The sequence below is a fragment of the Aureimonas sp. OT7 genome (assembly GCF_014844055.1).
Taxonomy (GTDB): domain Bacteria; phylum Pseudomonadota; class Alphaproteobacteria; order Rhizobiales; family Rhizobiaceae; genus Aureimonas; species Aureimonas altamirensis_A.
This window is the reverse complement of the sequence record NZ_CP062167.1, coordinates 1-13756: the sequence shown is the minus strand read 5'-3', so window position 1 is coordinate 13756 and position 13756 is coordinate 1. Positions and strand designations below refer to the sequence as shown.

General features: G+C 65.7%; 16 protein-coding genes. 8 read left to right on the top strand and 8 right to left on the bottom strand.

Annotation, left to right across the window (positions count from 1 at the left end):
• The first annotated feature begins 34 nt into the window (after positions 1–34).
• From IGS74_RS00080 to IGS74_RS00060, 5 genes are all read left to right on the top strand, one after another.
• A complete protein-coding gene (locus tag IGS74_RS00080) occupies positions 35–223 on the top strand; it encodes a twin transmembrane helix small protein (RefSeq protein ID WP_060608921.1) in 189 nt (62 codons plus the stop codon).
• A 15-nt stretch (positions 224–238) separates the two neighbouring features.
• A complete protein-coding gene (locus tag IGS74_RS00075; protein WP_192388587.1) occupies positions 239–814 on the top strand; it encodes a cob(I)yrinic acid a,c-diamide adenosyltransferase in 576 nt (191 codons plus the stop codon).
• Positions 815–907: 93 nt separating this feature from the next.
• Complete coding sequence (locus IGS74_RS00070; protein WP_192388585.1) at positions 908–1657, top strand: electron transfer flavoprotein subunit beta/FixA family protein; 750 nt, start codon at positions 908–910, stop codon at positions 1655–1657.
• Between the two features lie 19 nt (positions 1658–1676).
• A complete protein-coding gene (locus IGS74_RS00065) occupies positions 1677–2606 on the top strand; it encodes an FAD-binding protein (RefSeq protein WP_039195971.1) in 930 nt (309 codons plus the stop codon).
• 61 nt (positions 2607–2667) lie between these two features.
• Complete coding sequence (locus tag IGS74_RS00060) at positions 2668–3546, top strand: 3-hydroxybutyryl-CoA dehydrogenase (protein WP_192388583.1); 879 nt, start codon at positions 2668–2670, stop codon at positions 3544–3546.
• Between the two features lie 71 nt (positions 3547–3617).
• Here IGS74_RS00060 and fabI read toward each other — a convergent pair whose 3' ends face one another.
• Genes fabI through fabA form a run of 3 tightly spaced genes read right to left on the bottom strand, consistent with a single transcriptional unit; the run spans position 3618 to position 6258 of the window.
• On the bottom strand, positions 3618–4469 hold the full coding sequence (fabI, locus tag IGS74_RS00055) for an enoyl-ACP reductase FabI (RefSeq protein WP_192388581.1): 852 nt from the start codon (positions 4467–4469) through the stop codon (positions 3618–3620).
• 27 nt (positions 4470–4496) lie between these two features.
• Complete coding sequence (gene fabB / locus IGS74_RS00050; RefSeq protein ID WP_192388579.1) at positions 4497–5711, bottom strand: beta-ketoacyl-ACP synthase I; 1215 nt, start codon at positions 5709–5711, stop codon at positions 4497–4499.
• 28 nt (positions 5712–5739) lie between these two features.
• On the bottom strand, positions 5740–6258 hold the full coding sequence (gene fabA / locus IGS74_RS00045; protein WP_039196035.1) for a 3-hydroxyacyl-[acyl-carrier-protein] dehydratase FabA: 519 nt from the start codon (positions 6256–6258) through the stop codon (positions 5740–5742).
• 158 nt (positions 6259–6416) lie between these two features.
• Between fabA and IGS74_RS00040 the strand changes: the two genes are divergently transcribed.
• Together IGS74_RS00040 and irrA are read left to right on the top strand one after the other, a co-directional pair.
• Positions 6417–6863 carry a hypothetical protein gene (locus IGS74_RS00040; RefSeq protein WP_192388577.1) on the top strand — a complete coding sequence of 149 codons (447 nt, stop codon included), beginning with the start codon at positions 6417–6419 and terminating at the stop codon, positions 6861–6863.
• A gap of 118 nt (positions 6864–6981) precedes the next feature.
• Positions 6982–7434 (top strand): iron response transcriptional regulator IrrA, encoded by a 453-nt coding sequence (gene irrA, locus IGS74_RS00035; protein ID WP_039195961.1) that lies wholly within the window; start codon positions 6982–6984, stop codon positions 7432–7434.
• 33 nt (positions 7435–7467) lie between these two features.
• On the opposite strand, the gene IGS74_RS00030 is transcribed toward irrA, so the two are convergent.
• Positions 7468–8004 (bottom strand): SH3 domain-containing protein, encoded by a 537-nt coding sequence (locus tag IGS74_RS00030; protein WP_246722771.1) that lies wholly within the window; start codon positions 8002–8004, stop codon positions 7468–7470.
• 155 nt (positions 8005–8159) lie between these two features.
• Between IGS74_RS00030 and IGS74_RS00025 the strand changes: the two genes are divergently transcribed.
• Positions 8160–9161 carry a D-glycerate dehydrogenase gene (locus tag IGS74_RS00025; RefSeq protein ID WP_192388575.1) on the top strand — a complete coding sequence of 334 codons (1002 nt, stop codon included), beginning with the start codon at positions 8160–8162 and terminating at the stop codon, positions 9159–9161.
• A gap of 9 nt (positions 9162–9170) precedes the next feature.
• Here IGS74_RS00025 and moeB read toward each other — a convergent pair whose 3' ends face one another.
• From moeB to dnaA, 4 genes are all read right to left on the bottom strand, one after another.
• The gene (gene moeB, locus IGS74_RS00020) at positions 9171–9917 is read right to left on the bottom strand and encodes a molybdopterin-synthase adenylyltransferase MoeB (RefSeq protein WP_192388573.1); all 747 of its coding nucleotides are present in this window, start codon (positions 9915–9917) and stop codon (positions 9171–9173) included.
• On the bottom strand, positions 9914–11056 hold the full coding sequence (recF, locus tag IGS74_RS00015; protein WP_039195955.1) for a DNA replication/repair protein RecF: 1143 nt from the start codon (positions 11054–11056) through the stop codon (positions 9914–9916). The genes moeB and recF overlap by 4 nt, the downstream gene beginning before the upstream one ends.
• A gap of 8 nt (positions 11057–11064) precedes the next feature.
• Positions 11065–12189 carry a DNA polymerase III subunit beta gene (dnaN, locus tag IGS74_RS00010; RefSeq protein WP_192388571.1) on the bottom strand — a complete coding sequence of 375 codons (1125 nt, stop codon included), beginning with the start codon at positions 12187–12189 and terminating at the stop codon, positions 11065–11067.
• 124 nt (positions 12190–12313) lie between these two features.
• On the bottom strand, positions 12314–13756 hold the full coding sequence (gene dnaA / locus IGS74_RS00005; protein WP_246722761.1) for a chromosomal replication initiator protein DnaA: 1443 nt from the start codon (positions 13754–13756) through the stop codon (positions 12314–12316).

Sequence of the window (13756 nt, the reverse complement as noted above, 5' to 3'; positions counted from 1 at the left end):
GGCTATATCGAAGGAAAGCAACGGGAATGCCTGCATGTCCTCCTTTCTGACCTACCTGGCCCTCGCCGTCATGCTGGCCGTTGTCGCCGTGCTCGTGGCGGGCCTGCGCAACATGCTGGTGGGCGGACCCGGCAACCGGTCACAGCAACTGATGAGGCTTCGGGTGATGCTGCAGGCAATCGCCGTTCTCATCATCGTCATCTTTCTCGTATTCGCACGCTGACCGGACCGGAGACCAATGGTACGCCTGACGCGCATCTACACCCGCACCGGAGACAAGGGCACGACCGCGCTCGGCACGGGCGAGCGCCGGCCGAAGGACGATCTGCGCATCGAAGCCTATGGCACGGTCGACGAGTTGAACGCCGTCATCGGCGTGGCGCGGCTGCATGCCGATGCGCCGTCGGATGCGGCACTGGCGCGTGTCCAGAACGACCTGTTCGACCTTGGCGCCGATCTCGCGACGCCGGATATCGGCGAACCCCTGCCGTATGAACGCCTTGCGATCACCGCGGGCCAGGTCCAAAGGCTGGAGCGGGAGATCGACGCCATGAATGCGCGCCTCCAGCCGCTGAACTCCTTCGTGCTGCCCGCGGGTACGCCGGCATCCGCCCATCTGCATCACGCCCGGACCGTCGCACGGCGGGCGGAGCGGTTGATGGTCGGCCTGTCGAGGGTGGATGGCGAAACGGTTTCCGAGCCCGCGCTCCAATACGTCAACCGCCTGTCGGACTGGCTTTTCGTTGCGGCGCGCATCGCCAACGACGAGGGCAGGGCCGACGTCCTGTGGGTGCCCGGCGCGACGCGGGACTAAGGCTGGAACGGTTCAAGCTTTGACGTAAACGTAAATTATGCTTATGCCTTTGGCACGCGCCGACAGGCAAGACGAGGGAGAAAACCGAGGTCCATGAAGATACTGGTCTGCATCAAGCGCGTTGTTGACTACAACGTGAAAATTCGCGTCAAGTCCGATGGCAGCGGCGTCGACCTGGCCAATGTGAAGATGAGCATGAACCCGTTCGACGAGATCGCGGTGGAAGAGGCGATCCGCCAGAAGGAAAAGGGTGGGGTCGAGGAAATCGTCGTGGTTTCGGTTGGACCGCAGCAGGCGCAGGAGACGCTGCGCACCGCGCTTGCGATGGGTGCCGACCGGGCTATCCTCGTCAAGAGCGACGAGCGGGTGGAGCCTCTTGGCGTTGCCAAGGTTCTGCGCGCGATCGTGGAAGACGAGAAGCCCGACCTCGTCATTCTCGGCAAGCAGGCGATCGACGACGACAGCAACCAGACCGGCCAGATGCTGGCGGCGCTTCTGAGTTGGCCGCAGGGCACCTTCGCCTCGAAGCTCGATGTTGCGGATGGCAGGGCCGAAGTGACGCGCGAAGTGGATGGCGGCCTGCAGACGGTGTCGCTGGCGCTGCCGGCGATCGTGACGACGGATCTGCGGCTGAACGAGCCGCGCTACGCCTCGCTTCCCAACATCATGAAGGCAAAGAAGAAGCCGCTGGACGAGCGGTCGGCGGCCGATATGGGCCTCGACCTCGCCCCGCGGCTCGAGGTGCTGAAGACGGCGGAGCCGGCCAAGCGACAGGCCGGCGTGAAGGTCGGCTCGGTGGACGAGTTGATCGGCAAGCTGAAGACCGAAGCCGGCGTTCTTTGATATTGCGGGAGGCAGCAACATGACGACACTACTGATCGCCGAACACGACAACGCCCACCTGTCGGGCGAGACGGCCAAGGCGCTGAGCGCAGCGTCGCAACTGGGCGCGCCGGTCCACATCCTGGTGGCGGGGCAGGGCGCGTCCGAAGTGGCAGCCGCCGCCGCGCGCCTTTCCGGCGTGGAAAAGGTGCTGCATGCGGACGACGCTGTCTACGGGCATGGCCTGGCCGAGCCGCTGGCCGGGCTGATCGTCGGGCTGGCCGATGGCTACGACGCCATCGTCGCGCCGGCCACCACCCACGGCAAGAACGCGCTGCCGCGCGTTGCGGCGCTGCTGGACGTGATGCAGGTCTCCGATATCATCGCGGTGGAAGGCCCCGATACGTTCCAGCGCCCGATCTATGCGGGCAACGCCATCGAAACCGTGAAATCGCGTGACGGCAAGAAGGTCCTCACGGTGCGCACGGCGGCATTCGGCGAGACGGCCGAAGGCGCAAGCGCGCCGGTCGAGACGGTGTCTTCGGCGGGCGATACGGGCCTGTCGCGTTTCGTGGGCGAGGAAGTCGCTGCTTCGGAGCGTCCGGAGTTGACGGCGGCCAAGGTGATCGTGTCGGGCGGCCGGGCGCTGGGCTCGAAGGAGAAGTTCGAGGAAGTGATCCTGCCTCTGGCCGACAAGCTGGGCGCCGCGGTGGGCGCCAGCCGCGCGGCTGTCGACGCCGGCTACGCACCGAACGACTGGCAGGTGGGGCAGACCGGCAAGGTCGTGGCGCCGCAGCTCTACCTTGCGGTGGGCATCTCCGGCGCCATCCAGCATCTGGCCGGCATGAAGGACTCCAAGGTCATCGTAGCCATCAACAAGGACGAGGACGCGCCGATCTTCCAGGTCGCCGATTACGGCCTTGTCGGGGACCTCTTCCAGCTCGTGCCGGAGCTTCAATCGAAGCTTTGAGCCGACTATCATGCGTGCGGGCGGCAAAAGCCGCCCGCACGATTTCTCCGGGGGGACTGGAATGGTTGAGATTCGCAAGGTCGGCGTGATCGGGGCAGGGCAGATGGGCGTCGGCATCGCGCATGTGGCGGCGCTGGGCGGCTTCGACGTCATCCTCCAGGACGTCAGCCACGAACGGGCGCAGGCCGGTCTGCAGCGCATCGAGGCAAACCTTGCGCGTCAGGTCGCATCCGGCAAGCTTGCCGAGGATGCGAAAGCGGCGGCCCTGTCGCGGATCGTCGCCGCCGATGGCGTGCAGGCCATGCGCGATGCGGATCTCGTCATCGAGGCGGCCACCGAGGAAGAGGCCGTCAAGCGGCGGATCTTCCAGCAGGTCTGCCCGGAATTGCGCCCCGATGCCATCCTGGCGACGAACACCTCGTCCATTTCCATCACGCGGCTTGCCGCGTCGACCGACCGCCCGGAACAGTTCGTCGGCATCCACTTCATGAACCCCGTTCCGGTCATGAAGCTGATCGAGCTGGTACGCGGCATCGCGACGTCGGACGAAACCTTCGCATCGGCCAAGGTCTTCTCCGACAAGCTCGACAAGGTGACGACGGTTTCGGAGGATTTTCCGGCCTTCATCGTCAATCGAATCCTGATGCCGATGATCAACGAGGCGATCTACACGCTGTATGAGGGCGTCGGTTCCGTCGAGAGCATCGACACCTCGATGAAGCTGGGTGCGAACCATCCGATGGGGCCGCTGCAGCTTGCCGATTTCATCGGCCTCGATACATGTCTTTCGATCATGCAGGTCCTGCATGACGGACTGTCCGATTCCAAGTATCGGCCCTGTCCGCTGCTGGTGAAATACGTCGAGGCGGGGTGGCTTGGCCGCAAGACCAGGCGCGGATTCTACGATTATCGCGGCGAAACACCAGTTCCGACGCGCTGAGGCCTGACGAGTGACGGCCAGCGCATCCATGGCCGATGCGCTGGCGGGAAAGCATTGACGGTGACGCGCCCTTATTTGCCGACTTCGGCGCCGGGCTCCGCATCGCCCGCGATGACCGCGCGGCGCTCCTGCGCCTTCAACTCGTCGAGTGCCGGCATCGACATGATGTTGTAGCCTGCGTCCACATACTGGATTTCGCCGGTGACGCCATTGGCAAGCTCCGACAGCAAATACAGAGCCGCGCCGCCGACTTCGTCGATGGTCACGTTGCGGCGCATCGGGGCATTGCGGCGCTGATAGTTCAGCATCAACCGGGCATCGGAGACGCCCGCGCCCGCAAGCGTGCGCACCGGGCCTGCCGAAATGGCGTTGACGCGGATGTTGCGCGGTCCGAAATCGGCGGCCAGGTAGCGGACCGACGCCTCAAGCGCGGCCTTGGCCACACCCATGACGTTGTAATTCGGCATGACGCGCTGCGAACCATCGTAGGTCAAAGTCAGCAGCGAGCCGCCATTGTTCATGATGGCAGCGGCGCGCCGCGCGACCTCGGTGAAGGAGAAGCAGGAGATGACCATGGTGCGCACGAAATTCTCGCGCGTGGTATCGGCGTAGAGCCCCTTCAACTCGGACTTGTCCGAGAAGGCAATGGCGTGAACGACGAAGTCGATCTTGCCCCAGCGCTGTTCCAGCGCGTCGAAGGCTGCGTTGACGCTGGCGACGTTCTCGACATCGCAATCGATGAGCACCTCGCTGCCGATCTCGGCCGCAAGCGGTCTTACGCGCTTGCCGAATGCGTCGCCCTGATAGGTCAGCGCGACTTCCGCGCCATGGGCAGCGAGCAGCCGGGCGATGCCCCATGCAATGGAATTGTGGTTGGCGACGCCCATGACGAGCCCGCGCTTTCCCTTCATCAGGTCGCCCATGGCCGATCCCTCTCTTGTTCTCTATGGTCAGACCCGGCGGAACACCAGTGTCGCATTGGTGCCGCCGAACCCGAAGGAGTTGGACAGGACGGTATCGATCTTCGCATCGTCGACCCGTTCGCGGACGATGGGAATGTCCGCGAATTCCGGATCGATCTCGTCGATATGGGCGCTCTTGGCGATAAAGCGATCGCGCATCATGAGGATGCTGTAGATCGCCTCCTGCACGCCCGTCGCGCCGAGCGAGTGGCCGGTCAGCGACTTCGTCGCGGAGATCGGCGGAATGGCATCCCCGAACACTTCGCGGATCGCCGCGATTTCCTGCCGGTCGCCGACCGGCGTGGAGGTGGCGTGCGGGTTGATGTAGTCGATCGGCGTATCGACCGTCGCCAGCGCCTGCTGCATGCAGCGCACCGCGCCCTCGCCCGAGGGGGCGACCATGTCGTAGCCGTCCGACGTCGCCCCATAGCCGACGATCTCGGCCAGGATGTTGGCGCCGCGCGCCTTGGCGTGCTCGTACTCCTCCAGCACCAGCACGCCGGCGCCGCCGGCGATCACGAAGCCGTCCCTGTCCTTGTCGTAGGCGCGCGACGCCTCGGACGGACGGTCGTTGAAGCCCGAGGACATCGCGCCCATGGCGTCGAACAGGGCGGAAAGGGTCCAGTCGAGTTCTTCGCAGCCGCCGGCGAAGATGATGTCCTGCCGGCCGGCCTGGATCGTCTCGTAGGCATTGCCGATGCAATGGTTGGATGTCGCACAGGCCGACGAAATGGAATAGTTGACGCCCTTGATCTTGAACCAGGTGGCCAGCGTGGCCGATGCGGTCGAGCCCATGGCCTTGGGCACGCTGGTCGGCCCGATGCGCTTGGGCCCGCCCTTGTTACGGGTGATCTCCGCTGCCTGCACGATGGTCTGCGTGGATGCGCCGCCCGAGCCCATGATGATGCCGGTGCGCGGATTGGAGACGAGGTCTGCCGACAGCCCGGCATCGGCGATCGCCTGATCCATGGCGATATGGTTCCATGCCGTACCGCCGCCGTGGAAGCGCATGGCGCGCCGGTCCAGGAGGGTTGTCGGGTCCAGGGTCGGCTTTCCGTGCACGCGGCAACGGAAGTTCAATTCTTCGTATTCGGGCGCATAGGAGATGCCCGAGCGGGATTCCTTCAGCGAACGGGCGACTTCCTCCACGTCATTTCCGATGGAGGAAACGATGCCCATGCCGGTTACGACGACGCGCTTCATGCCGAAGGCCCTTCTTTTCTGTGGATGCTCAAGCTACGTCCGCGTCCCGGAACAGGCCGACGCGCAGGTCGCTGGCTCGATAGATGACCTCGCCGTCGGCCTTCATCCAGCCCTCGGCGATGCCGAGCTTGAGCTTGGAGCGCATGACGCGACGAAATTCGACCCCGTATTCGACCAGCTTGACGTCCGGCGTCACCTGGCCGGTGAACTTGACCTCGCCGACGCCCAGCGCCCGGCCACGGCCCGGCTCGCCGAGCCAGCCGAGGTAGAAGCCCGTGAGCTGCCAGAGGGCGTCCAGACCCAGGCAACCCGGCATGACCGGATCTCCCTGGAAGTGGCAGGCGAAGAACCAGAGGTCGGGCGATACGTCGAACTCGGCCTTGATCGACCCCTTGCCGAACTGGCCGCCATCTTCCGTGACTTCGGTGATCCGGTCGAACATCAGCATGGGGGGAAGCGGCAATTGCGCATTGCCGGGCCCAAACAGCTCTCCACGGGCGCAAGCGAGGATGTCCTCCTTGCCGAACTGCGTCTGTCTGGTGTCCATCATGCTGCCCGTTTCTCTCCGCTTCAGTGATTGCCACCGCCCGCGCGCGAGGCGTGGCGATGGCTGCCCTGACTGTTTCAGGTGTGCCCCTTAGCATGGGTGGGCCTCGTGGCAAATCCCGTCCGATTCGGATCGCGGCAATATAAGGAATGAACGGAATGCGAATCCGCCTGCGCTTTCTCGGATTTTTTCTCCCGCTTTTCCTCTGCGGTCCGGCGACGGCGGCCAGTTGGGGCTTCTCGGATGGCGCGGCCCCGTCGCTGAGCTACGATGGCGGCCGCGCCGGGCCGGCCTTCCGATGCATGGGCGAAGGCACCGTCCAGACGACCGTGCCGGGCGGCGGCGGCCGTTTCCAGCCCGGCCGCGCCTACACCGTGACGCTTTCCATCGACGGGCTGGCCTTTCTGATGACGATGCGGGTGGAGCCGCAGTCCGGCGGCGACGTCTTCGTGCTGCTTCGATCCCTTGCCGAAAGCGAGGAGCTGCTGGCGGCTCTGGCGCGAGGCAAGGACCTCGAGGTGGCCTCGCCGGCAGGGCATTACCGGTTGCCGCTGGACGGCACTTCACGCGCCGTGGCCGCCCTGCGGCGGGCCTGTTCCGGCTAGGCCTCAACCCGCAGGCGTAATTGTGTTTCCACCTGGAAAAGACTATCTCTTGATCGTGCGGGCCAAAAGCCGTAAAAGTGGATCACAGTAGTCAAGTTATTTGGATGGTGTCGAAGTGATGGACGAGCGTGCAGTGGCGAAGACCGTGGCCGGCGGGCGTCAGCTTTCCTATTGCGTGTTCGAGCGCCTGCGTGCCGCGGGTCTGCGCCCGACGCGCCAGCGGGTGACGCTTGGCAACCTGATCTTCGGGGCGGGCGACAGGCACCTTTCCGCCGAGGAACTGCACGAAGAGGCGCACAAGGCCGGCGAGCCGGTCTCTCTGGCCACCGTCTACAACACGCTGCACCAGTTCACGGATGCCGGCCTGGTGCGTCCGATCTCGGGCGAGGGGCAGCGCACCTATTTCGATACCAACACGTCCGACCACCATCACTTCTTCCTCGAGGAAGAAAACATGATGATCGATATTCCCAACGGCTCGATCCGCATACAGGACCTGCCGACGCCGCCGGACGGCATGGAGATCGTCAATGTGGATGTCGTCGTTCGGCTGCGCCGCCGGCCATCCTGACGGATCGGCGCCCGCGGCTGGCCCGCTTGCCGGTCAGTTGAACGATTCGCCCGGGTAGACTCCCCACAGCTCGTTCTGCGATACGAAGCCCTTGCGGTTGGCGACATCGACCCGGCAGGTCGAGCCGTTGCACTCTTCGACACGCACGATGACGCCCGGCTCCAGCATGGCGACCGGGCCGCTTTCTGTCGCGGCAGCGCGGCGCACCGGAACCTTGAAGTCCTCGCCCTTGCGCCACGGCGTGGCGATTGCGGTGCGCTGGCCGGACAGGAGCGAATAGTAGACCCACCCCTCCGAGCCCTCGCTGTCGCGCACGCGGCGCCATTGCTCGAACTCCTGGATGATTTCCACCGGCAGGCCGCGCTTGCTGTAGCGCCATGACACGGGGAAGTCCCGCCCCGGTCCGACCCGCAGGTTCACCTGCTCGGCCTTGAACGACACGAAGCGCGGCAAGGGCAGCTTGTCGGGGTCGGCGGCGTCTTCGTTGGCCTGCTGGGCGTGTGCGGCATGGCTGAGCGTCAGGGCGCAGGCGATGGTGAATGCGATGCGGCGGAAAGGAATGTTGGCCACGTCTTTCCCTTGGCTGGTCGGATTTTGCCCGGTCGGGACACTCACCCCTTGTCGCATGGCTTTGGTTAACAAGTTTTCATCGCATGCATGGCGGAGTATGTCGGCGCGCATCCAGTATGCTATCCATGCGCCACGGAGGCATCATCGGGAGTGACATGACGGAACGGCGGGGTTTGGTGGTGGCGTTGACGCGCCGGTTGCCTCAGGAAATCGAACGACGCATGGAAGAGTTGTTCCACGTGGCGCGTCCGCAGCAGGATGGCGCGATGACGCGTCGCCAGTTGGCCGCCGCGATGGAACAGTCGGACGTCCTGGTGTCCACCCTGAACGACCGGATCGACGCCGACCTCGTGGCCGCGGCCGGCCCGCGCCTCAGGTTGATCGCCCAATACGGCGCAGGCACCGACAATATCGATATCGACGCCGCGCATCGGGCCGGCATCACGGTCACCAACACGCCGAACGTCCTGAACGAAGACACGGCCGATATGACGATGGCGTTGATCCTGGCTGTCGCGCGCCGCGTCGTGGAGGGCAGCCGCGATCTGCTGGACGACGGGGCATGGCCCGGCTGGTCGCCGGATTTCATGCTGGGCATGCGGCTGTCCGGAAAACGCCTCGGGATCGTGGGCATGGGGCGCATCGGCACCGCCGTCGCGCGGCGGGCCCGTGCCTTCAGCATGGAAATCCACTACCATAACCGCAACCGCGCCAGCGAGCGGACGGAAAGCGACCTTGCCGCCACCTACTGGGACAGCCTCGACCAGATGCTGGCCAGGGTGGATGTCGTCTCCGTCAACTGCCCCTATACGCCGGCCACCTACCATCTCTTGTCGCGGCGCCGCCTGGCGCTGATGCGGCCCACGGCCTTCCTGGTGAATACGGCGCGTGGCGAGATCGTCGACGAGGGCGCGCTGATCGAGCTTCTGGAGGCGGGCAAGCTCGGCGGCGCGGGGCTGGACGTGTTCGAGGCACAGCCGAAGCTGGACGAGCGGCTGGTGCGGCTGGCCCAGCGCAACCGGGTGACGCTCCTGCCGCACATGGCCTCCGCCACGCGCGAGGCACGCCTGGACATGGGCGAAAAGGTCATCATCAACATCCGGACGTTCATGGACGGCCACAAGCCGCCGGACCGCATCCTGCCCGGCCGCGGCTGAAACCCGCCCTCAGCGCCGGTAGCGGATTTCGCTGAAGCGCATCGACAGGACATCGACCATCAGCAGCCGGGCGATCAGCGGATCGCCGATGCCGCAGATATGCTTGACGGCTTCGGCGGCCGCCATGGTGCCGAGGATGCCGGTGACGACACCCAGGATGCCGGCCTCGGCGCAGGTCGGCACGGAGCCTTCCGGCGGCGCCTCGGGGAACAGGTCCGTCAGGCGGGGCGCCGGGCTTCCGTCCGGCAGCGTCGTGTAGGGCGCCAGCAGCGTCAGGGCACCGGAGAACCGCTGGACGCTCGCCTGCACCAGTGGCGTCTCGGCCGTCTCGCACAGCGCCGCGGCCGTGTAGCGGGTGGCGAAATTGTCCGACCCGTCGATGACAAGATCGTAATTTCCAACGATGTCGGCGCCGTTATCCATGGTCAGCCGCACGGGATGGCGCTCGATCGCGACATGCGGGTTCAGTGCGTGCAGCCGCAGTGCGGCCTGGTCGACCTTGGCTGCGCCGATATCGGCGGTGCCATACAGAACCTGCCTTTGGAGATTCGACAGGCTCACCACATCGTCATCGACGAGCCCCAGCGTACCCACGCCTGCGGCCGCCAGATAGAGCGCGGCGGGGGCGCCGATGCCGCCGGCGCCGACCAGAAGAACGCGCGCGGCCTTTAGCTTCTGCTGGCCGCCGCCACCCACCTCCGCCAGCATGATGTGGCGGGCATAGCGTTGCAGCTCTTGCGGGTCGAGCATCGTCATGGCGCAAGCGATCCGTTGGTGGCGGCCAGGATTTGGGCGCGGCCCTCCAGCGCGTCGAACAGCGCACGGTCCGTGCCCGTCATGAAGCTTTGTACGCCGAGTCGGTCGAGGATGTCGAACAGCGTCGCCCGGCGGCCGGGGTCCAGATGGGCGGCGATTTCGTCCAGCAGCAGGATCGGCGGCACGCCGCTGGACTGGCGCACGAGATCGGCATGCGCCAGCACCAGGCCGATCAGCAGCGCCTTCTGTTCGCCGGTGGACGCAAGGCCGGCCGGCATCGACTTGGCAAGGTGCGTCACGACGAGGTCGGCGCGATGCGGCCCTTCGAGCGTTCGGCCGGCAGCCCGGTCCAGCCCGCGCGATCGGCGCAACCGGGCGGCGATCTCGTCTTCCACGTCGACGCCGGCACGCGAAAGATCGAGCCCGCCATAGCCCGCATCGAGCTGCAGCCCGGCCAGCGGAAAGGTTCCGTCCGCGGCCGGCCCGGTATGAATGGCCGCTGTAAGGCGATGCACCGTTTCGGCCCGCGCCAGCGCGATCGCAAGGCCGAGCTCCGCCATCTGGACCTCGACGCCCGAAAGCCAGGCGTCGTCTCCGCGATCTTCTGCCAGAAGGCGATTGCGGCCGCGCATCGCCTTCTCGAAGTCGGTCGAGCGCCGCCCATGTGCCGGATGCAGGGTCAGCACGAGGCGGTCGAGGAAACGCCGGCGCTCGGCGGCGGGCCCGGTGAAAAGCCCGTCCATGGCCGGTGTCAGCCACAGGATGCGGCACAGGTCGAGAAGTTCGTCGGCGCTCCGCGCCGCCACCGCGTCGATCCGCACCTGTCGATGCGGCCCCACGCCGGCTTCCGGGCGCATGAGCGTCAGGACATCGGCCGGTTCGTCATTGGAGCGGGCAAGACCCGCGCGGACGGAAAAGCCGCCGCTGCCGGCCACGCGCGCCATCTCGCCATAGGTGGCTCGGCGCAGGCCACGGCCTGGCGTCAGCAGCGACACCGCCTCGATGAGATTGGTCTTGCCGGCGCCATTGTCGCCGGCCAGCACCACGAAGCGCGAGTCGATGTCGAGCTTCAGCGTCGTGTAGTTTCGAAAATCGGCGAGACGGAGTTGGGTGACGCGGCCGGGGCCGGGCTCGTCCATCGATGATCCTAGACGCGCATCGGCATGAGAACGTAGAGCGTGCCTGTGTCGCCACCATCGCGGATCAGGGTCGGCGAGCCGGCGTCCGCCAGCATGAACACCGCTTCCTCGCCGGCCAGCTGGCCGGTAATGTCGAGGAGGTAGCGCGCATTGAAGCCGATCTCGATATCGTCGGATTCGTAGCCGACCGGCAGTTCTTCGGTGGCGGTTCCGGAATCCGGCGAATTGACCGTCAGCACGAGCTGGCCGTTGGACACCGCCAGCTTCACCGCACGGCCGCGTTCGGACGAGATGGTGGAGACGCGGTCGACCGCCTGGGCGAAGCTTTGACGATCGAGCGTCAGCGCCTTGTCGTTGCCCGTGGGAATGACGCGCTGGTAATCGGGGAACGTTCCGTCGATCAGCTTGGAGGTGATGACCACGTCGCCGATGGTGAAGCGGATCTTGGCTTCCGACAGCTCGATCGCCACCATGCTGTCCGACGCGGCGTCGCTGATGAGCTTCTGCAGTTCGGCAACGGTCTTGCGGGGCACGATGATGCCGGGCATCCCTTCGGAGCCGGCCGGCGCCACGGATTCCGCCCGGGCAAGGCGATGGCCGTCGGTTGCCACGGCGCGCAGGCGCAGATCGCCCTCGGACTCGATCGTGTGCAGGTAGATGCCGTTCAGGTAATAGCGCGTCTCTTCGGTGGAGATGGCGAATTGCGTCCGCTCGATGAGGCGCGCCAGGTCGCCGGCCGACAGGCTGAAGCTGTGCGACAGCGCACCGGCGGTTATGTCGGGAAAGTCCACTTCGGGCATGCACTGCAGACGGAAGCGCGACCGCCCGGAACTGACGATGAGCTGGCCGCCGTCGTCGCTGGTGGCGAGGCTGACCTCCGCCCCGTCGGACAGCTTGCGGACGATGTCGTACAGCAGATAGGCGGGCACCGTCGTTCCGCCGGCCTGCTCGTCGATCGCCGAGACCCGCTCCGTCACCTCGATGTCGAGGTCCGTGGCCTTCAGGCGCAGGGCGCCATCTTCGCTCTTCAGGAGCACGTTCGACAGGATCGGGATCGTGTTGCGCCGCTCGACCACGCGGTGGACGTGGCTCAGTGCCTTCAGGAGGTTCGAACGCTCGATGATGATACGCATGACGTCAGGGCAGACCGATCTAGATGGAAGCCGGGCATGCGAGCCCGGCGCGTTCCGCTTTTATTAGAGCAAGGCAGGCCGAATTGGAACCTCGCCGTCGCGCCGGGCGGGGCCCCAAGCGCTGTTATTCCTCGATCATGCGGCGTATGATGTCGAGCTCTTCCGAAAGCTTGGAATCTCCGGCACGCTCTGCCTCGATCTTGCGCACGGCATGCAGCACGGTCGTATGATCCCGGTTGCCGAAGCGACGCCCGATCTCGGGCAGCGAGCGCGGGGTCATCGTCTTGGCCAGATACATGGCGATCTGCCTCGGCCGCACGATGGTGCGCGTACGCCGGGCCGAGAGGATATCGGCCCTGGACACGTTGTAGTGCCGCGAGACGAATTTCAGGATGTCCTCGATGCGCACGCGCTTCTCGGCGGTGTTGCGCGTCAGTTGGTTGAGCAGGTCGTTGAGGTGGTCGCTGGACAGCGGCTGCCCGACCGAATGGCGGAAGGCGATCTGGTTGAAGGCGCCTTCCAGGTCGCGGCCGGAACCGGTGATGCGTTTGGCAATCGTGTCGATGACGGTTTCCGGCAGCTCGAAGGAGGGGTCTTCCGCCTTCATGGCGCTGATGCGGGTATTGAGGATGGTGCGGCGCATGTCGAGGTCGGGCGAGGCCATCTCGATCGAGACACCGCCGGCAAGCCGCGAGCGCACGCGTTGGTCCAGCGATTCCAGCTCATAGGCCGGCCTGTCCGCCGCAACGATCACCTGCCGTGCGCTGTCGATCAGCGCATTCAGGAGATGGCAGAATTCCTGCTGGATCGAGCGCCCCTGCAGAAACTGCATGTCATCGATGATCAGAAGGTCGATGCCACGAAGGTTCTGCTTGAAATCGAGCGCCTGGTTGTCGCGGATCGCCGTTGCGAAGCGCCACATGAAATATTCGGCGGTCAGGTAGACGACGCGCGGATTGTCGGCCCGCATCAGCGCCGAATTGGCGATCGCCTGCAGAAGATGCGTCTTGCCGAGGCCCACCGATGCATGGATGAAAAGCGGGTTGAACCGCACCGAGTGGGGCCCGTTCTCGGCGATGGAACGTGCCGCGGCCAGCGCCACCCGGTTGCTCGGCCCCTCGACGAAGCCGGAGAAGACATAGCGCGGGTCGAGCGGCGAGCCGAACTCGGCGGCCGGCCGGTCCAGCGCGGGCGCGACGGCGGGCAGCCCGGAACGCACATGCCTGTCGCCGTCATTGGCCGGCATGGGCACCGGCATCGCGGCGGGAATGGCCGTGACCGAGGCGGGCGGCGCCGTGCGCACCGCGCTGCGCACCTGAATATCGACCCGCATCGTGCCGGGCACTTCCTCGGCGAATATCTGCTGGAGGAAGTCCTTGTAGTGGCCATTGATCCACGTCTTCAGGAAAGCCGTCGGAACCGAAAGCTGTACGGAACCGCGCCCGACCGCCTCGATCTTCATGCGCTGGAACCAGGAGGCATAGATATCCTGCCCGAGCTGCGCCTTCAGCCGCGCGCGAACACGTTCCATCACCTCGTCGTCGTTGCGCGCCGGCAAAGTCCGCAT